Source organism: Neisseria sp. 27098_8_112 (genome assembly GCF_041433235.1).
Taxonomy (GTDB): Bacteria; Pseudomonadota; Gammaproteobacteria; order Burkholderiales; family Neisseriaceae; genus Neisseria.
In genome coordinates this window covers 71,481-90,319 of the sequence record NZ_JAPWBB010000002.1, presented here as the reverse complement: position 1 = coordinate 90,319, position 18,839 = coordinate 71,481, and the positions used below count along the sequence as shown (strand labels likewise).

Genomic DNA, 18,839 nt, shown 5'->3' with positions numbered 1-18,839 from the left:
TGTGGTGTGCGGTAGGCAAGGGCAATTTAGAAATCGAGCAGGTTTTGAACCGGATATTCGCCCGTGTCGGGCTTTTCTGTTTTGCGGTTGCGGATTTTGGCTTTCCTGAGGGATAGAAGGTGCATGACTTGATGCTTTTGGCTGTCGGTCATCTGGAGCCAGTACAAGCGCTCTTCCCGGCTGCGCAGGCAGCCTTTGCAATAACCTTTGGCATTGGCTTCGCAGACGCCGATGCAGGGGCTGGGAATGGGGAAAAAATCAGGTTGTTCCATATTTTAAAAGCGTTTGAGACAAGAGACCGGACAAACCAAAATTGCAGACTGCATTCGTATTTGTCTACACACGATCGGTGTATCCAGCAGGGTTCCTAATATCCAATTGAGTTGATCATTTCAATAAGTTTATATCTGCCACCCTAGGCATAAAAAACCTAAGAGAAACCATAAATATATCGCAGAAGAGGTCAGTATCTTCCCTATTGTCAGATTTTTCCAATAAAACCCAAGTAAGAACATTATAAAAATTAAAGGAATTCCAATATAAATATAATATTTAAGCGAACCTAATTCACTGAACACGTTTATAACAGAATAGAGACCGATAAATCCACCTGACCAAAAAACAATTATTGCCGGCCCTAAAAAAATAGCCGTTATTAAATGAGGGAGCAGTATGATTTTTATCCATTCTTTATATTTGTTGTTCATTTTAATCTCAATTACTGCAATGGTATCGTATCGATTCAAATGGGGGGAGCAAAGTATACAGTAACATCTCCAAGAGCAATTACGGTATGTTTGACAGAATCATGTTTTAATACATATTTGGAGTTCCGCTATATTTTGATTTTCAGACAACCTATGTTCAGCCCCAACTATCTGCATTTTATGACTTAATCAGTTTGCGCAAAGACTGATTGTTGTATTTGATATCGGCAATCAGCCGGTCATATTGGTGCATTCTACGGAGCGAGCGGGTAATCAGATAGACCGAGAAAATAATCAAGCTGATGTTCATCAGACTGACCAGTACGAGCAAAGGCCAAACATCAACGGCCTCGTACCATTTCGATGTCGCAATCAGCGCACTGAAAATAGACAAAGGGAGTGCGAAAACGGCAATGCCCGTACGCATGATAGCAAGTGCCGTGCGTTTTTCAGCAAGGAGAAGCTGTACTTGATTGATGCTGAGGATATCGTTTTGCTGTTCGGTAACCATAGGATACGCGCCTATACAAATTAACTTTGAATTCTGATAAAGCGGAAAGTATGGTTTTATGTTACCCGAAAGTATTGAAAATAAAAACAAAGGTCGTCTGAAAATTTTCAGACGACCTTATATATTGCGTTCCATCAGGGGCGCATATTCTTAATTCTTGTAAAGCCCCTTAACTCTAGCCAGTGAAGGGGCTTAATCATGTTTATTTTCTATACCGTCAATCCCGAACCCTTATCTTTCCCGAAAGCATACATCTTGAAAGTGTTCAGGGATAAAGACAACGAATCCCAATGCATCAAAACAGTTTGTTTCCCTATCCGCAATCCGACTTTGAAACAAAAAACCGAAAACGAAGCGTATGAATGCGGCAGATTGTTTGTAAAAGAACTGATGGATAAGGAATGCAACCGTGAAAGCCTTGGAATATAAAGCCGTGGCGGTAGGCGCAGACATGGCGGCCGCGTCAGCGGACGGCAAGGCTGCGACAACCGCCGAAGGCTGCCCCCCTAGGCTAATAGGGGGGGAGCAAAATAAAACCCCTAATCCGAAGGGTGCGGAAAAATCGGATAACCAAGATTTTAAGTTTGAATATTTCAGTCATTTCGTATCGGATGGAAAAGGCAAATTCATTGAAATACCGTTAAGAAGAGGAAGGGATGACGGCGCATTTATTGACCAAATCACTTTTACGATTCACGAAGACAGTTTGCCGAAAGTAACAGGCAAAGGATTGGTATCCGATACGGAATTTGTTGTGAAGTATAGCGAGCTGTTAGAAGAAATTTTCGGTTTTGGCATTACCCAAAAATTACCGTTCAAAGGAAAGTTTTTCTATAAAAGCTGTTACCAACTAGGCCCGGATAACGTCGAATATGGCAAGGTTCATTATGGCGGTCAGCGAGAAACAATGCTAGTTGAATTGAATGGTACAGGTTGTCAGGCTGCTATACCCGGTTGGGAAAACCGACTGTATGAGTTTTTAAGTAAGTGCATACGTCCAAAAATTACCCGTGTTGATGTGGCCCATGATTTTTTTAACGGCGAATACACACCCGATCAAGCATTACTTGATCATGACAACGGTCATTTTGACGTTCATAACATGAGGCCTAAAAGCGAATGTCGAGGTACTGCATGGCGCAATGATGATGGTAGCGGCAAAACCTTTTATGTAGGTAAACGCGGCAATTCAAAATTCACTCGCGTTTATGAGAAAGGAAAACAATTTGGCGATGTCAATAGTCCATGGGTCAGGTTTGAAACTGAATTTCGTGCGGGCGATATAGAAATTCCCTTAGATGTTTTGCTTTATCCCGGTTCGTATCTTGGCGGTGCTTATCCGATATGTACGGCGATATTCAAAACAGAAGCCAAGCGGATGGATGCCAAGACAGAAACAGTAAATTTATCTTTCGATCACAAACTGTTCCATGCGCGTAATCAGGTTGGAAAAATGGTTAATTTCCTCCGCGATATAGGCTGGGATGATACAAAAATCGTCGATGAACTTGTAAAAGGCATTGAAGGTTATCCCAAAGGGTTACAACCTGAACAATACGATTGTAGAGATCAGACACAAAAGATTCAGTATATACACGAAGAGCAAAAAGCAATTGATGATTTGAACATGCAAACATTACTTGATGATTTGCTTGATGAGAAAGAAACCGCATTCCCACAAGATAGGGAAAAACAACACATTAAAGACATCGAACTCGAAGAGAAAATTATTTCAAATTTTTTAAACAAGTAAAGGAAATTCAAAATGTTTGAGCAAAGCCAAGTAACCACGTATTCAGCAACCCTTTTGGGAGCAAAACAATTCAAAGGCGAAATCGACGGTAACAAAATCGATTCTTGCACTGTTTTGGTAGCCAGCCCTATGCCTTCAAACGGCAATGCCGTAGGCTTTACCGCGGCAAGCATGAAATTTGGCGATAGCCATAATTTCGACAAGCTGAAAAATCTTAAATTCCCATGCGCGGTTGACGTAACCGTTGCAATGGAATCAACAGGTAAAGGCCTTGTTCCAAAATTGCTTGATTTCCAAGTTAAAGGCGCAGCGCCCAAAGCCTAAGAAAGGCTGAATCATGAGTAAGTATCAGCAAAAATTTATTGTACAAGAACTCGAAAACCATGAATTTATCTATCCCGATCCATTCGGCGATATTGGCTTTACGCCTAACATTAAATCTGCCGGTCAATATGAAAGTTATGAAGATGCTTTCAGTTCGGCGATTGAAGAAATCGGCGGCGAATTTTTAATTTTTAGTTTTTATACAAAAGAAGATTAAGTTTAAGAGGCTCGGCGGGCGGTCTCTAAAACCTTCACATAGCCCGCTAACACATTTTTTTAAACATTTCGTTAAGGAAAACATCATGAAATTGATGAACACTTGCCGTAAATACGGCGCAAAACTGGCCGTTGTTGCCGCAGCTCCTCTGGCTTTCGCTACTCAAGCATTGGCCGAAGTACCTGAAAGCGTTAAAACCGACTTGGCTACTGCCAAAACTGACGCATTATCCGTTGCGGCCATCGTACTGGGTATTATCGCTTCAATCTTTGCTATCCAGCTGATCCGCCGCGTATTGCGCTAATTTGAAGCATATTTCAGACGACCCCTTAAAGGTCGTCTGAATACTAATTGACATGAGTATTTAATAATGGGCTACCAAGTCGGAAATAATTGTTATGCAACCCGTCAGGATGCCGAAAACGTCTATTTCAGTTTAGTGCCTCCCAAAATTGGCGATGACGGAAAGCTATATCAGCTCAATTTTAATAAGTTTGGCTGGAAATATGGGGAACAGATTTTAAAAGCTGAATTGCCAGAATGTAACCCAATAGACAGCATGAAGGACGGATCCTATATAGGCTGGTCAGTTGTTGCCATCATGGCAGCGGTTTGGGGTATTAGGTTGATATGGCAGAAATTAAGGTAAAACCATGATGGATTTTTATTTTTATCTAGGTGTGTTTGTTCCGGTCGTGGTGGGCTGGATGATTTTTAAATAGGTAATGATATGGAAGATGATTTTGAGTATGAACAAGGAGCTAGTTATGGCGGGGCAGATTATGGCTTCGGTGACTTTATGGAGCCTGACTCTGATCATGAAACGCATGAAGAGTATATGGATAGGGTTTGGTCAGATGGTTATGACCAACATCAGGATTATTTAAATTTCCTTATTGATGCCGGTCTTATGCCTGAAGATAGTACGGTTGAAGACATGATAGACAGTGGTTATGGTTCGTTTTAATGAAGAAGCGATATAATCTAACTTTCAGCAACCATTACGAAAGTTAGTATTATGTTTATTAGAATTTTTAATCTTGTTTTTGTTCTTCTCTATTTATTGTATTTTTTAAATATTATTTTTATTCCTAATGAAATTAGATATTTCATGATGGTATCTTATCTAGTTATAAATTTATTAGGTTTTATTCAAAATAAATTTAAATCTAATAATAAATTATCGGATAACGATGATTTTTATTTAATGAATACAAGTCCAAAAAAACCGAGTCCATCAGATCCTGATATGGTTAAGTTCATGGCTGATTTAAATAGATCTATAGAAGAGAAGAAGGAAATAGAAAAAGTACGAAATGAATAAATTAATTTTGTTTTTCTTCTTTTTTTTGGGAAGTTCTTATTTATTTGCTGGCGATATTAATATTAAAGGTAAATCAGTTACTTATAATGGTCAGCATACAGCACACTGGGATAAGCAGCCTTGGAATAGGTCTGTTTCTGATAATCTATATCGTAAATTTCAAACGGAAGCTATGAAGGCTCGCTATGAAGGGTATTTGGCAAAACAAACTGTAAATGCAACGGTTGAAGCCCAAGTATCCCGAAAAGCCGTCCTTTCTGGCGCATTCGGTCTAGTTAAAAGTGGCGCAAAACTAGCCGTTTCAAGTCGAGGCAATCTCTACATAGGCGGCGCACTGCTTGCCTACGAAGCTTATCAAGCTGTTAAATCCCCAATTGAATCTGCTGGCTACAAATATGATGAAAAATCTGAAGAATTCCTTAAATATTGGGATAATAAATTGTGCATTTGGGATAGAAGGGGCGAATATCCAAATGAAATATATAAAGAATATGAATGTACAGGTGTTGATTCTTCAATCATCAGAGCATATAAACTCGGAGGAAAAAGTAGGTCTGAAGCAGAATTTTTGATGCAATCGAAAATGGAAGCGATGGCTAATAATTATTGGCCTGAACGTAGGCAATATTTAGTTGATGATGGCAATAAAGAATATCTTAAATATAATGTTAGTAAATGCTTATTCGATTTAAACGGCGGAAGTTGTTCAGTTTCAAATGGTAGTGATTCACGTAGCTCTATTTCTTTCAAATTGAAAGAAGGTACATTCCCTACAGTCTTGGATTCTCAAGAATTCCTAAAAATCGCAACCCCATCAATAGATAGTAACCCCACGCCATTTGTAGAAGGCACAGGCAAACCAGAATATAACGAAAAAGTATCAGTCCCTGCCGGTACTGTTGTAACAATTGGCCCTGTCACTCCCGAAAACGGTAAACCGGTTCAAATTACCATAACTTTCGGCAAAGACTCCAACGGCAATACAACGGCAGAAGTCGCAACTACTCAACGTCCTGATTTGACACCGGGCGGATCTGAAGCACCCAATACAAAGCCTGATCCAGATCCTGCGCCTAATCCTGATGGAAAGCCCGATAAAAAACCTGATGATAAGCCTGATAAACGTCCAGATGATAAGCCTGATCCGGATGATGATCCATCTGATAAAGATAAAAGAAAAGAAGATAAAAAAGATGACAAGAAAGAAGAATCAAAAGGCTTACTTTGTAATGTTTTCCCTGACATATTAGCTTGTTCAGAAAAAGGCGATGTAGAGGAACAAGAAGAACCTTTCAAAATTCCTCATACAAATAACGATACAACATTTAGCCCTGATTTCTTTCTACCCGATAATGGTGTTTGCCCTGCTCCAAGAACTGCAACCTATTTGGGCATAACCACGGAATTTAAATATGACATGATTTGTAATTTTGCCGAAATGATCCGATTCCTTGTGATTGGTATCGCTGCGGTAGCAGCAGCATATATCATGTTTTCAAGTAGAAAGGATTAAAGCATGAAAGCTGCGTTTTTCGCCATATTACAAAGGCTATTAACCTATATTGTTGCAAAAGTATTTATTGCCCTTGGCATTAGTTTTGTAACTTATACAGGTTTTACAGTTGGATTAGGTTTTATAAAAGACTACGTAAAAAATCAGTTCAACTCAATGCCGTCAGACATTCTTCAAATTGTCATGATGGCAGGTTTCGGCCATGCATTAGGTCTGATATTCGGTGCATTTGCATTTAACGTTGCCATGCAAAGTATCAGCAAACTATCCTTTATTCCAGGGGGAAAAGCTAAGTGATTATTTTACAAACTGGTGTACCAGGTAGCGGAAAAACTAGCTCTGTCGTCAATATGCTTATGACAGACGAAAGCTACACACATTTTACTGATAAAGACGGAGTAAAGAAAAAACGTCCATTGTTCGTCAACGGCATTCCTGAATTGAAGATAGAACATGAAGAACTTACAGATGAACAAATTAAAGAAAAGCCATTTCAAGATTTTCTCCCTTATGGCTCGCTCGTCATCATAGACGAAGTGCAAAGGCTGATGGGCACACGTTCAGCAGCTTCAAAAGTACCTCCATTTATAGAAGCTTTGGCATTACATCGACATCATGGTTTAGATATTGTCCTGATTACTCAACATCCAAGTTATCTTGATAGTTTCGTAAGAAAGCTCGTTCAAAGGCATATGCACGTTTCAATCAAGCCAGTGGGACGTAAGCTTTACGAATGGAACGAATGCGTTGACCAGCCCGATAGCAGCGTAAATATTGCTAAAGCCATTGAGCGGACGTTTGTAGTTCCTAAAAAGTCTTTTGGCATGTACAAGTCTGCTGAAGTGCATACTAAGCCGAAACGTCGCATTCCCAAAAGCCTGATATTCGTTGTCCTGTTTATTCCCCTTTTAATAGGCTTCACGCTTTACACGATAAACAACATGAGCAAACGATTTAGCGCGGATGAACAGCAAACAACGTCAACAATAGCCGCATCCGATGTAGATGGCGTAGAACCAAAAACTAGTCCTGCGACTGCCGATATAGGGCAAAATCTCAAACCTGAAGATTTTGTACCTACACTCGTCGAAAAACCCGAAAGCAAACCCATCTACAACGGCGTCCGCCAAGTCAAAACATTTGAATACCCTGTTGGCTGTGTCGATGGCGGCAAAAGCGGATGTACCTGTTACTCAAGCCAGGGCACACCGCTGAAAGAAATCACAAAAGTCATGTGCAAAGACTACGTCAAAAATGGCTTGCCGTTTAACCCGTACAAGGACGAGCATCAAACCGTACAACAGCCACAAACAGCACCGCAGACAGCCTACGCGCCTGAAAATGGACAAGTGCTTACGATGGGCGGTAAAAGCCCTCAAAATCTGATGTATGACGGCTATGTTGAAGCAGGCGAAACAACAGGATTCCAAAACGGTGCAAAGGTCGGCAGTTAAGAGATATTTATTTAATTGTTGATGTAGCCTAAGCGGAATCAACGGTTAAATAAATATCAACGGGGTGCGGGAACTCCCGCCTTTTTGAAATTGGGTAAATTAAATTGAAACCTGTAAATCGTTTTAATTAAGACGGTTTACAGGTTTTTGTTTAAGCGCAAAACAAAAGCCTGGGCGGTTTAGACAGTATAACGACCAGAGTTAAAAACTGAGGAAAAGATATGTCGAACCGTCCAATTACCTTAAAGATTGAATATCATCATAGCCGTATCAGGCTGAATAAATAAGGAAAATGAAATGAATGTAATAGGTTTAGACGTATCTAAAGACACGATAGACGCAACATTGATTACAACTAAAGGAAACAAAGACTATATAAAAATATCAAATAATACAGAAGGATTTGAGAATCTGATTAATTGGATAAAAACAAAAAGAATCAGAAAAATTGCCATAAGTATGGAAGCAACAGGCATTTACTACGAACAGGCGGCAGAATATTTGAGCGCACTCTATACCGTTTATGTAATTAATCCCTTGAAAATAAAAGAATACGCAAAAAGTCAGTTTAGCCATACCAAAACAGACAAAGCAGATTCAAAACTTATCGCCGAATTTGCAAACCGACACTTAGACAAACTGACACCGTTTAGGCCGTCTGAAAATCCAATACTCTATAAGTTGGTTAATCTGCTGCAACAACTCAAGGAACAGCAAAAAGAAACACAAAACAGGTTGCATACTGCAAAAGACATCTACATAAAATCAACCCATGAAGCAATCATAGAACTACTTGAAGAAAAAATAGATCAGACATCAAAGCGGATAGATGGCATGATAAAACAGAAAGAAAGCCTAAATATCGAATATCAAAACCTGCAAATCATACCGGCAATAGGAAAAGAAACCGCAGTGATCCTACTAAGACACTTGACAGATAAGAATTTTGAAACAGCGAATAAATTTGTAGCCTTTGCCGGTCTAAGTCCAAAAATTGAACAATCAGGGACAAGTGTCAATAAAAAAGGCAGATTGAGCCGATACGGACACCGCCAATTAAAACGGGCTTTGTTTATGCCTGCCCTTGTTGCCTACCGCATGAATGCATTTCCTCAACTTGTAAGCAATTTGGAAGCGGCAAAAAAGCCTAAGATGATAATCATTGTTGCACTAATGCGGAAATTGGCAAAAATCGCCTTTTATATACACAAGACTAAAAAACCGTTTGATAAAGCGCGTCATCAGACGGTTTAACAATTTCATACAAAACAAAACGGCTGTAAAAACAGCCGTTCTTTGTCGTTTCTGTTGAAAATGCAATAACTAAATACCTATTAAAAACATAAACATAAGAAATTAACTTATTTTAATAATTGACAGGCCAATATATCATCTTTTCCATTCCTGTTTATACGGTTTGTGAGTATTTGGCTTTGGTTTCTTTATGGCGCAAATGGTAGTCGAATACCATGGCGATGTTGCGGATCAGGAAACGGCCCTTCGGTGTAACGGTCAGACCGTGCGGTTTGAGACGAACCAGACCGAGGGTTTCCAGTTGTTTCATGTCTTCCAGCTCGACCGCGAAATAACGGCTAAACGGAATGCCGAACACGCTTTCGTAAATTTGATAATCAAGCGAGAAGCGGCACATCAAATCTTGAATGATGTTACGGCGCAGGATGTCGTCTTGATTAAGCTGGTAGCCGCGCATGATGGGCAGGTGTCCGGCGTCGAGTGCTGCGTAATAGGCATCGATGTCGCGCTCGTTTTGGGAGTAGGTGCTGCCGATTTTGCCGATAGAGGACACGCCGATCGCCACCAAGTCGCAGTCGGCATAGGTCGAGTAGCCTTGGAAGTTGCGTTGCAGGAAGCCTTCTTTGAGGGCGATGGAGAGTTCATCGTCAGGTTTGGCAAAGTGGTCCATACCGATGAAAACGTAGCCGCGCTCGGTCAGGGTTTGAACGCAATATTGCAGCATATCGAGTTTTTCTTCGCTGCCGGGGACGACATTGGTGTCGATACGGCGTTGCGGTTTGAAGATATGCGGCAGGTGGGCGTAGTGGTAAAGGGCAAGGCGGTCGGGATCGAGGGATAAGACCGTATCGATGGTGGTTTTGATGCTTTCGGTGTTTTGGTGCGGCAGGCCGTAAATCAAATCGACGCTGACCGATTTAAACCCGGCTTCACGCGCGGCATCAATCACTTCTTTGGTTTCTTCATAACTTTGAATGCGGTTGACGGCTTCCTGCACTTTAGGGTCAAAGTCTTGAATACCGACACTCATGCGGTTGAAACCGAGTTTGCCCAGTTTGAGGACGGTTTCGCGGCTGACTTTGCGCGGGTCGATTTCGATGGAGTATTCGCCGTTGGGAATCAGCTGGAAGTATTTGCGGATCATGTCGAATACGCGTTCGAGTTGGTCGTCGCTCAGGAATGTGGGCGTGCCGCCGCCGAAGTGGAGTTGTGCAAGCTGGTGTCGTCCGCCCAAATGCGGTGCCAGCAACTCCATTTCTTTTTCCAGATATTGGATATAGGCATCGGCACGGCTTTTGTCTTTGGTAATGATTTTGTTGCAGCCGCAGTAGTAGCAGATGGTATTGCAGAAGGGGATGTGGATGTAGAGCGAAAGGGGTTTGTTGAGCGCGCCCATGTTGCGCAGGTTTAAAGCTTGGATATATTCGGCTTCTTTAAAGCCTTCATGGAAGCGGTCGGCGGTCGGATAGGATGTATAACGTGGACCGCTTGATGGCAAACTGGCAATCAATTCGCGGTCGAATTCCGGTAATTCATTGTTTGTGTTGGTGTTATTTGAGATGGGGATGATTTTCATGGTCGGGGCTTGTAGTATGAAGTAAGGAAATTAGGGAAAATTTTAGTCAAAATTTCGATAGTTTGGTAGAATGCCTCATAATGATATGCCGACTTTGACATGGGTCAATAGTTATTCGGCTTAATCAGGGATTGAGAGAACTAAGCAAATTAAAGGTGCGTTATGGCCACACACAATGCAACACATCAAATGAAAACCTTGTGTTCCACATGTTCTTTACGCGAGCTGTGTTTGCCTGTAGGACTGATGCCTAACGAATTTTCACAATTGGACGCGGTTATTCGTCAAAGCCGCCGTCTGAAAAAAGGTGAATACCTGTTCCGTGCCGGCGAGCCGTTTACCTCTTTGTTTGCCATCCGTGCGGGCTTCTTTAAGACAACAGTCGCCAGCCAAGATGGACGAGATCAGGTAACCGGCTTTTTTATGTCGGGCGAGCTGATCGGTATGGATGGGATTTGTTCCCATATTCACAGCTGTGATGCTGTGGCTTTGGAAGACAGCGAGGTATGCGAGCTTCCGTTTACACATATTGAAGAACTCGGTCAGGATATTCCCAGCCTTCGTTCTCACTTTTTCCGCTTGATGAGTCGTGAAATTGTCCGAGATCAGGGCGTTATGTTGCTTTTGGGCAATATGCGCGCTGAAGAGCGATTGGCAGCATTCTTGCTCAACCTGTCTCAGCGACTCTATTCACGAGGCTTCGCCGCCAATGATTTTATCTTGCGGATGTCGCGTGAGGAAATCGGCAGCTATTTGGGGCTGAAGCTGGAAACAGTCAGCCGCACCTTGTCTAAATTCCATCATGAAGGCTTGATTTCGGTTGAACACAAGCACATCAAAATCTTAGATGCGACAACCTTGAAGAAAATGGTTTCCGGTTGTTCGCACGCTATCTGAATCTTAGGCCGTCTGAAATATTTCAGACGGCCTTTTAACAAGAATTAAAGAATAATTGTTAAGTTACGCAAGTTATAGTCAGATATTAAATTGAAAAATCTTCAACAACCGGCGTGTACAGAATGCGGTCGACTACTTCTCTGGTCAGTTTCGGTGCAAACATCTGGATAAAGTCATACGCGTAACCGCGCAGGTAAGTATCCGAGCGTAAGGCTATCCAAGTGGGCGACGGTTCAAATAAGTGCGCCGCATCAATCAGCTGTAAATCTTGATCAACCGCGGGATCGTACGCCATTTTGGCCATCAAACCAACGCCCAAGCCTAAGCGTACATACGTTTTCAATACATCCGTATCGGCAGCCGATAAGGCAACATCAGGTTGCTCGATATGCGCTTTATTAAATGTACGCGCGATACTGCTGCCGGAATTAAAAGCAAATTCGTAAGTAACCAGCGGAAAAGAAGCCAAATCTTCAAGGCTTAAAGGATTGCGGCAGTCCAAAAGAGGGTGGTCGTGTGGAACAATGACGGCATGATTCCATTCATAGCAGGGCAGCTTGCCCAACTCAGGATGATCGTCAATGCGTTCAGTAATAATTGCCAAATCAGCTTCGCCGCTGCTGACCATTTGCGCAATGGCAGAAGGGCTGCCTTGTTTGATGGTCAAATTGACCTTGGGGTAGTTTTTCACAAATTCCGCAACGATTTTAGGTAATGCATAACGCGCTTGGGTGTGCGTCGTGGCAATGGTCAGCGAGCCGCTGTCGTGATCGGTAAACTCGCTGCCGATATTTTTAATGTTTTGTACATCACGCAAAATCCGTTCTGAAATCTCTAATACGGCTTTGCCCGGTTGCGAAACGGAAACCACACGCTTGCCGCTGCGGATAAAAATTTGGATACCCAATTCTTCTTCAAGCAGGCGGATTTGTTTGGAAATGCCGGGCTGGGATGTAAAAAGCGCATCGGCAGCCTCGGAGACATTCAGATTGTGCCGGTAAACTTCAAGGGCGTAACGTAATTGTTGCAGTTTCATGGTGACAGTATCGGATACGTTGTTATTGTGGATTTTGTGCGACAAACGGTCTGTAATTTAACATATTTTGCCCGGTTTTGCCCCGAGTTTTGAAAATGGTTGTTTTTAATGAAAATATCTTTTAATGATATGAAAACAGGAAATTCAGGAAAGAAGAGGGAAAGGGGTTTTGTTGTTTTTGTACAACTTTAGGTAGGTGAATTGTCTGATTTTGCCCTAAATTAATGACACAAGATTGATTTTTCGGCATGATTAACTACTAGGAAGCAGGCACTTCATGATTGTTTGAAGGCATCGAGTATTGACAGTTTGCCTTGCGCTTCTTTATAGTGCAACCTGATATATCCGATTTGCCGCTGTTTTGATACTGCGGCCTGTATATTGGTACTTTGCAGCGGTTGCTTTCCTAGTCCGCCGCATAACAATTTGATGAGGGAATAAAATGACCAAACAGCTGAAATTAAGCGCATTGTTCGTTGCCTTGGTTGCCTCTGGCACCGCTATGGCCAGCGAAGCGCACACCAAACACGGTTACACCGTAAGCAGCCAATCTCAAGAAATCGTCCGTAACAACTACGGCGAATGCTGGAAAAACAGCTACTTCGACAAAGCTACCGAAGGCCGTGTTGAATGTGGTGACCGCGAAGCAGTTGCTCCTGTACAACAAGCTCCTGAGTATGTTGATGAAACTGTTTCCCTGTCTACTAAAACTCTGTTCGGCTTCGACAAAGACAACCTGCGTCCTGAAGCTCAAGAAAACCTGGACGCTTTGGCTCAACGCCTGAGCAACAAAAACGTAGAAACTGTACGTGTTGAAGGTCACACTGACTTCATGGGTTCTGAAGAATACAACCAAGCTCTGTCTGAGCGTCGTGCTAACGTAGTGGCTAACTACTTGGTAGGGCGTGGCGTTGCTTCTAGCAAAATCTCTGCAGTAGGTTTGGGCGAATCTCAAGCTCGCATGACTGCTACTTGTGAAGCTGAAGTTGCTAAACTGGGCAAAAAAGTTTCTAAAGCTAAGAAACGTGCTGCTCTTATCGCTTGTATCGAGCCTGATCGCCGCGTTGACGTTAAAATCCGCAGCGTTGTTACTCGTCAAGTTGCTCCAGGCCAAACTATCGAAGGTCAAGGCGAATTGCCTGCTACTGATGAAGGTTGGATCCCAGCTCCTTACAATGGCGTTCACGGTTACGCTAAACCTTAATCGGTTTGTGAAAAATGCCCTGCGATATGCGGGGCATTTTTTTATGGCTTGTATTTGAGTAATCAAGATAATTCGTGATTTCAAAATAAGAAGGGCCGTCTGAAAGATTTATTTTCAGACGGCCTTTTATTAAAACAGTTTAGTTTGGCCTAGGCCATTTCCATACGCACATGGCTGCCAGTATCGTACAGATTAAAAAGATAATACTGGATAAGCCATGCCAAATGCCGAATGTACCGCCTACTAGAGACAAGAGCCAGTTATCCAGCCCGTACTTGTGTGCCTCGATAACCGGCGTAACCAAAAGATGGTTGCAGGCTAAGAGTAGCCAAAGCACCAAGATCCACCAAGAAAGTGAGGCCAGCGGTTTTCTTAAAAAGGCATAGGCTGCGCCAAAAATAACTAAGCCACATAGTGCTGTAATCGCAAATAAAATGCCGGCAATTTCTCCTGCCTGCATTTTGGGCAGGATGCGGAACAGGATAGGGGCAGTAACATAGCCTGCTGTCAGCTGCATACCAAGCCACATGGCGGCAGCGGTTTGGATAATTTTGTACAGTAGATTCATTATGCTTCTCCTGGGAAGATTTCACTTTCTTTGATTATGGTGTTTTTAGATACAACAAAAGGCCGTCTGAAAATGTTTTCAGACGGCCTTTTGTTTATTTAGATATATTGTACGGCAATGATGTCATATTCACGCACGCCACCGGGTGCTTGAACTTCTGCAATGTCGCCTTCTTCTTTGCCGATTAGGGCGCGGGCAATGGGGGAGCCAACGTAGATTTTGCGTTCTTTGATGTCTGCTTCATCTTCACCGACGATTTGGTAGGTAACTTGTTCTTCAGTTTCCAAATCTTCCAGTGTCACAGTTGTGCCGAATACGATTTTGCCTTCGGCGTGGATTTCGGCAGGGTTGATGATGTGCGCCATAGAGAGTTTGTGTTCCAACTCGGCGATGCGGCCTTCGATAAAGCCTTGACGCTCTTTGGCGGCTTCGTATTCTGCGTTTTCAGACAAGTCGCCGTGCGAACGTGCTTCGGCGATGGCTTCAATGACTTCTGGACGTGCTACGCTTTTGAGGTGTTGAAGTTCTTGTTTCAACAATTCTGCACCACGGACGGTCAAAGGGATTTTTTGCATTGAGTTCTCCATGAAAGCATGATGATGCTTTTAAAATTTTATCCGGCCACACGCGGTAGCCGGATTGGAAATAAAAATACAAGCCGCCAAAGCTTGGCGGCTTGATGAATAAATAAGTAATGCCTGTATTCTACCAAATTCTGCCGAAACCGCAATGATTAAAACGGATTTTCAGTAAAGTGTTGTTTTCTGTCTATTTTGTTTTTTCAGACGGCCTGAAAACTAAATATTGAAGTATTTCAAAGCTGCATGGGAAAAACGGTTTCTTAAATGAATGTTTTTGATTAAAATGTCTGATGCTAATTCGTAATAATTAGTCTGCTTTAACTATATAAAGAGAATATATGGAAACAAAACCAACTTCCCAAAATGAACAACAGGCTAACCGCCGTTATTTGACTGTTTGGCGATGGCATTTTTATGCCGGACTTTTGGTTGAGCCGTTTTTAACTCTGCTGGCTGTTACAGGGTTGGGAATGCTGCTATTTGCCAATATTACCGGTAAAGAAGGCGAGCGGATACATGTTACGCCGCAGGCAGTGGTTCAGCCTTTGTCGGCTCAGGCTGAAGCTGCCAGACAGTTTGTGAATCCGGAAACTGCCTCTGTGGTGCAATATATTGCGCCGCGCGCAGATGATATGGTTGCCGTATTCCGCGTAAACAATGACGATAAAGCCACTATGGTTGCTGTTGATCCCTATACAGCAAAAGTTGTGAATACGATGCCGCGCGGGCAAGGCTGGTATCACACGATGGATGAAATTCACGGCGATATTATGCTAGGGGCGACAGGTGACTACCTGTTGGAAACCGCTGCGTCGCTAACCATCATCATGATTGTGACCGGTATTTATTTGTGGTGGGTAAAACAGCGTAGTCTGAAGGCTGTTTTTTTGCCTAAAGCAGGCAAAGGTCGTTCTTGGTGGCGCAACCTGCACGGTGCATTTGGCTCTTGGGTTTCTTTGATTTTATTGCTGTTCTGCCTGTCGGGCGTTGCTTGGGCAGGTATTTTGGGCGGTAAAGTGGTTCAGGCGTGGAGCCAATTTCCTGTGGGTAAATGGGGTGTGGAGCCTAATCCGGTATCTTCTGTACCAACCCATGGTGATGTGCTGAACGACGGTAAATCCAAAGAAGTGCCATGGATTTTGGAACTGACGCCTATGCCGGTTTCTGGTACGACAATGGGCGAAAACGGTATTAATCCGAGTGAGCCGATGACGTTGGAGACGGTTGACCGCTTTGCGCGCGAAATTGGCTTTAAAGGTCGCTATCAGCTTAATTTGCCTAAGGGTGAGACCGGTGTATGGACGCTGTCACAAGACTCAATGAGTTACGATATGATTAGCCCGACTGCGGATCGTACGGTACACATTGATCAATACAGTGGCAAAATCCTGGCTGATATTCATTTCGATGATTACAACTGGTTTGGTAAATTCATGGCGGCAAGCATTGCTTTGCATATGGGTACACTGGGCTGGTGGAGCGTGCTGGCGAACGTTTTGTTCTGCTTGGCGGTCATCTTCATCTGCGTCAGCGGCTGTGTGATGTGGTGGAAACGCCGTCCTTCAGAAGCACATGGTTTGGTTCCTCCTGCACAGAAAATCAAATTGCCGGTATGGTGGGCAATGGCTGTGCCACTTCTGATTTTGGCTGTGATTTTCCCAACAGCCATTGCCGCAATCGCTGTTATTTGGATTTTGGATACACTGTTGTTGTCGCGTATTCCGACATTGGCAAGATGGTTTAAATAACCGCCTGATGTGATTAAAGGCCGTCTGAATCTTTTGTTTTAGACGGCCTTTTGTATAAAGGTTAAAAGAGGTAGGGAAGTTACGATTCTGTTTAAGTTTATGCGTGAGATGTGTTTTGTGATTAGCTTGCAGGATTGTGTAAGAAAGACAAGGAGTTTTTGTATAAAAACAAAAAACCCACTTCATTGAAGTGGGTTTTTGATGAAGGCTATTAACCTTTGCGAGCAGGCAATTTTTCTTTAATGCGAGCTGCTTTACCGGTCAGGCCGCGCAAGTAGTACAGTTTGGCGCGACGTACGTCACCACGGCGTTTAACTTCGATTTTTTCTACGGTAGGAGAGTACAGTTGGAAAGTACGTTCTACACCTTCGCCGCTAGAGATTTTGCGAACGATGAAGTTGCTGTTCAGGCCACGGTTGCGGCGAGCGATAACAACACCTTCGTATGCTTGCAGACGGCTGCGAGAACCCTCAACCACGCGTACAGATACGACAACGGTGTCGCCTGGAGCGAATTCAGGGATTTCTTTGTTCAAGCGAGCGATTTCTTCTTGCTCTAATTGTTGAATCAAGTTCATTTGTTTTTCCTAAGTTATGATTGGATTTCCTGTTGCTCTTGCAAGATTTCTTTTAAGAGGCGGGATTCCTTTGGGATTAAACTGCGCTTTTCCAATAAATCAGGTCGGCGCTCTAAAGTGCGTTGTAGAGATTGTTTCAATCGCCACTCGGCAATCAAGCCATGATTTCCTGAGCGTAAGACATCGGGAACGATCATGCCTTGGAATTCTACGGGTTTGGTGTAATGAGGACAGTCTAAAAGGCCGTCTGAAAACGAGTCTTGTTCGGCTGACTGTATATCGCCCAATACACCCGGAACCAATCTTAAGACGGCATCCATCAACATCATGGCGGGTAATTCGCCACCCGAGACGACAAAGTCGCCAATGCTGATTTCTTCGTCCACACTGCTTTGTAGCAGTCTTTCATCTATGCCTTCATAGCGTCCGCATAGAAGAACAAGATGGGGCAGTTCGGCAAGTTCTGCGGCTTTTTTATGTGTCAGCGGCTGACCTTGCGGACTGAGATAAATTACTTTGGCAGGTTTTTGCGCGTTTGCTTTGGCTTCTTCAATTGCCGCTTGAAGCGGCGGTGCCATCATAATCATTCCCGGACCACCTCCGAAGGGGCGGTCATCAATATAGCCAAGTTTGTTGTCGGCAAATTTTCGGGGATTGATGGCTTGAAACTGCCAAAGATTTTGTTTTCTTGCTCTGCCTGTAACGCCATATTCGACAATGCTGTCGAACATCTCCGGGAAAATGGTGATGGCTTGAATCAGCATCAGTAGTCCAAACCCCAGTCGGCGATAATGGTTTTGCTGTCGGTATCGACAGATTCGATATAGTTGGAGACAAAGGGAATCAGGACTTGTCCGTGTTCGCCTTTAATCATCAAAACATCATTTGCACCGGTTTCCATCAGGTTGCTGACTTTGCCGAGGACGATGTTTTCTTTATTGATGACGGTCATGCCGACTAAATCTGCCCAGTAGTATTCGTCTTCCTCAGTAGGGGCGAATGACTCTCTGGGGATTTCGATGGTATAGCCGCGCAAGGCAAAGGCTTGGTCGCGATCGTCTATACCTTCAAATTTGACCTGAAGTTCGCCATTGACAATTTTACCTGCCTCAAGCACAACATCCAGGGTTTTGCCATCCTTGCACAACTGCCACTCTGGGTAGTCCAGCAGGCTGTCGGTATATTCGGTGTTGGCGGCAATTTTAAGCCAGCCTTTAATGCCGAATACGCCTTTGATGTAGCCCATGGCTACCCGTTTTTGAGTGTCTGTCATGGTCGTTTTAGCTGATTAAGCAGCGATTTTTTGCTCTTTAATCAGTTTGGCAACTGCGTCGCTAACTTTTGCGCCTTGAGCAACCCAGTGGTTGATGCGGTCTGCGTCGAAACGTACGCGTTCTTGTTTTTCGTTGGCAACGGGGTTGTAGAAACCTACGCGCTCGATGAAGCGGCCGTCACGACGGTTGCGAGAGTCAGTTACGACTACGTTGAAGAAAGGGCGGTGTTTTGAGCCGCCGCGAGCCAAACGGATAACTACCATTTTGAGTCCTTTTGAAAAATGCGGATATATAGAAACCGCTAATTTTAGGATATTTCAC

Annotated in this window: 25 protein-coding genes; 15 read left to right on the top strand and 10 right to left on the bottom strand. The window is 43.2% G+C overall.

Features of this window, described 5'->3' with window-relative positions; genetic code table 11:
• Positions 1-26: 26 nt before the first annotated feature.
• A complete protein-coding gene (locus tag O3682_RS02030) occupies positions 27-272 on the bottom strand; it encodes a DUF1289 domain-containing protein (protein WP_371508179.1) in 246 nt (81 codons plus the stop codon).
• Between the two features lie 613 nt (positions 273-885).
• The gene (locus tag O3682_RS02025) at positions 886-1,218 is read right to left on the bottom strand and encodes a hypothetical protein (protein WP_049331146.1); all 333 of its coding nucleotides are present in this window, start codon (positions 1,216-1,218) and stop codon (positions 886-888) included.
• A gap of 198 nt (positions 1,219-1,416) precedes the next feature.
• Between O3682_RS02025 and O3682_RS02020 the strand changes: the two genes are divergently transcribed.
• The 12 genes from O3682_RS02020 (at position 1,417) to O3682_RS01965 (ending at position 9,057) form a co-directional block, all read left to right on the top strand.
• The gene (locus O3682_RS02020; RefSeq protein ID WP_108700225.1) at positions 1,417-1,647 is read left to right on the top strand and encodes a hypothetical protein; all 231 of its coding nucleotides are present in this window, start codon (positions 1,417-1,419) and stop codon (positions 1,645-1,647) included.
• A gap of 22 nt (positions 1,648-1,669) precedes the next feature.
• The gene (locus O3682_RS02015; protein WP_371508236.1) at positions 1,670-2,971 is read left to right on the top strand and encodes a replication initiation factor domain-containing protein; all 1,302 of its coding nucleotides are present in this window, start codon (positions 1,670-1,672) and stop codon (positions 2,969-2,971) included.
• A 12-nt stretch (positions 2,972-2,983) separates the two neighbouring features.
• Positions 2,984-3,295 (top strand): hypothetical protein, encoded by a 312-nt coding sequence (locus O3682_RS02010; protein WP_049336679.1) that lies wholly within the window; start codon positions 2,984-2,986, stop codon positions 3,293-3,295.
• Positions 3,296-3,308: 13 nt separating this feature from the next.
• The gene (locus O3682_RS02005; protein ID WP_049336678.1) at positions 3,309-3,512 is read left to right on the top strand and encodes a hypothetical protein; all 204 of its coding nucleotides are present in this window, start codon (positions 3,309-3,311) and stop codon (positions 3,510-3,512) included.
• An 85-nt stretch (positions 3,513-3,597) separates the two neighbouring features.
• Positions 3,598-3,816, top strand: a complete 219-nt coding sequence (locus O3682_RS02000) for a major capsid protein (protein ID WP_070843453.1) — start codon at positions 3,598-3,600, stop codon at positions 3,814-3,816.
• Positions 3,817-3,882: 66 nt separating this feature from the next.
• Positions 3,883-4,161, top strand: coding sequence for a hypothetical protein (locus tag O3682_RS01995; protein WP_293192424.1), 279 nt, complete (start codon positions 3,883-3,885; stop codon positions 4,159-4,161).
• Positions 4,162-4,242: 81 nt separating this feature from the next.
• Positions 4,243-4,479: a hypothetical protein gene (locus tag O3682_RS01990; protein WP_004464486.1), complete on the top strand. Its 237-nt coding sequence runs from the start codon at positions 4,243-4,245 to the stop codon at positions 4,477-4,479.
• Positions 4,480-4,623: 144 nt separating this feature from the next.
• On the top strand, positions 4,624-4,836 hold the full coding sequence (locus O3682_RS01985; RefSeq protein ID WP_371508178.1) for a hypothetical protein: 213 nt from the start codon (positions 4,624-4,626) through the stop codon (positions 4,834-4,836).
• Entirely contained in the window at positions 4,829-6,349 is a 1,521-nt protein-coding gene (locus tag O3682_RS01980; protein ID WP_371508177.1) for an IgG-binding virulence factor TspB family protein, read from the top strand. Before O3682_RS01985 ends, O3682_RS01980 begins: the two co-directional genes overlap by 8 nt.
• Positions 6,350-6,352: 3 nt before the next feature.
• A complete protein-coding gene (locus O3682_RS01975) occupies positions 6,353-6,646 on the top strand; it encodes a DUF2523 domain-containing protein (protein WP_049337051.1) in 294 nt (97 codons plus the stop codon).
• Positions 6,643-7,803, top strand: coding sequence for a zonular occludens toxin domain-containing protein (locus O3682_RS01970; protein WP_371508176.1), 1,161 nt, complete (start codon positions 6,643-6,645; stop codon positions 7,801-7,803). Before O3682_RS01975 ends, O3682_RS01970 begins: the two co-directional genes overlap by 4 nt.
• 297 nt (positions 7,804-8,100) lie before the next feature.
• Positions 8,101-9,057 (top strand): IS110 family RNA-guided transposase, encoded by a 957-nt coding sequence (locus tag O3682_RS01965; protein WP_371508175.1) that lies wholly within the window; start codon positions 8,101-8,103, stop codon positions 9,055-9,057.
• A gap of 154 nt (positions 9,058-9,211) precedes the next feature.
• Here O3682_RS01965 and hemN read toward each other — a convergent pair whose 3' ends face one another.
• The gene (hemN, locus tag O3682_RS01960) at positions 9,212-10,633 is read right to left on the bottom strand and encodes an oxygen-independent coproporphyrinogen III oxidase (RefSeq protein WP_371508174.1); all 1,422 of its coding nucleotides are present in this window, start codon (positions 10,631-10,633) and stop codon (positions 9,212-9,214) included.
• A gap of 162 nt (positions 10,634-10,795) precedes the next feature.
• Between hemN and O3682_RS01955 the strand changes: the two genes are divergently transcribed.
• On the top strand, positions 10,796-11,530 hold the full coding sequence (locus O3682_RS01955; RefSeq protein ID WP_039862092.1) for a fumarate/nitrate reduction transcriptional regulator Fnr: 735 nt from the start codon (positions 10,796-10,798) through the stop codon (positions 11,528-11,530).
• A gap of 85 nt (positions 11,531-11,615) precedes the next feature.
• Here O3682_RS01955 and O3682_RS01950 read toward each other — a convergent pair whose 3' ends face one another.
• Entirely contained in the window at positions 11,616-12,566 is a 951-nt protein-coding gene (locus O3682_RS01950; protein ID WP_070607370.1) for a CysB family HTH-type transcriptional regulator, read from the bottom strand.
• Positions 12,567-13,008: 442 nt separating this feature from the next.
• Between O3682_RS01950 and O3682_RS01945 the strand changes: the two genes are divergently transcribed.
• A complete protein-coding gene (locus tag O3682_RS01945; protein ID WP_371508173.1) occupies positions 13,009-13,770 on the top strand; it encodes an OmpA family protein in 762 nt (253 codons plus the stop codon).
• Between the two features lie 139 nt (positions 13,771-13,909).
• Here the strand turns inward: O3682_RS01945 and O3682_RS01940 are convergent, their stop codons facing one another.
• Positions 13,910-14,338, bottom strand: coding sequence for a DUF4149 domain-containing protein (locus O3682_RS01940; RefSeq protein ID WP_314513618.1), 429 nt, complete (start codon positions 14,336-14,338; stop codon positions 13,910-13,912).
• A 98-nt stretch (positions 14,339-14,436) separates the two neighbouring features.
• Positions 14,437-14,913 (bottom strand): transcription elongation factor GreA, encoded by a 477-nt coding sequence (gene greA / locus O3682_RS01935; RefSeq protein ID WP_101755904.1) that lies wholly within the window; start codon positions 14,911-14,913, stop codon positions 14,437-14,439.
• Positions 14,914-15,257: 344 nt separating this feature from the next.
• Here greA and O3682_RS01930 point away from each other — a divergent pair, with 344 nt between their 5' ends.
• Positions 15,258-16,667 carry a PepSY-associated TM helix domain-containing protein gene (locus O3682_RS01930; protein ID WP_371508172.1) on the top strand — a complete coding sequence of 470 codons (1,410 nt, stop codon included), beginning with the start codon at positions 15,258-15,260 and terminating at the stop codon, positions 16,665-16,667.
• Between the two features lie 211 nt (positions 16,668-16,878).
• Here the strand turns inward: O3682_RS01930 and rplS are convergent, their stop codons facing one another.
• The 4 genes from rplS to rpsP are packed head-to-tail and all read right to left on the bottom strand — an operon-like array spanning position 16,879 to position 18,781.
• Positions 16,879-17,244 (bottom strand): 50S ribosomal protein L19, encoded by a 366-nt coding sequence (rplS, locus tag O3682_RS01925; protein WP_003679470.1) that lies wholly within the window; start codon positions 17,242-17,244, stop codon positions 16,879-16,881.
• Positions 17,245-17,258: 14 nt separating this feature from the next.
• The gene (gene trmD / locus O3682_RS01920; RefSeq protein WP_128582212.1) at positions 17,259-18,008 is read right to left on the bottom strand and encodes a tRNA (guanosine(37)-N1)-methyltransferase TrmD; all 750 of its coding nucleotides are present in this window, start codon (positions 18,006-18,008) and stop codon (positions 17,259-17,261) included.
• Positions 18,008-18,517, bottom strand: coding sequence for a ribosome maturation factor RimM (rimM, locus tag O3682_RS01915; protein WP_371508171.1), 510 nt, complete (start codon positions 18,515-18,517; stop codon positions 18,008-18,010). Before rimM ends, trmD begins: the two co-directional genes overlap by 1 nt.
• Positions 18,518-18,532: 15 nt before the next feature.
• Positions 18,533-18,781 carry a 30S ribosomal protein S16 gene (gene rpsP, locus O3682_RS01910; protein ID WP_003684452.1) on the bottom strand — a complete coding sequence of 83 codons (249 nt, stop codon included), beginning with the start codon at positions 18,779-18,781 and terminating at the stop codon, positions 18,533-18,535.
• Positions 18,782-18,839 lie beyond the last annotated feature (58 nt).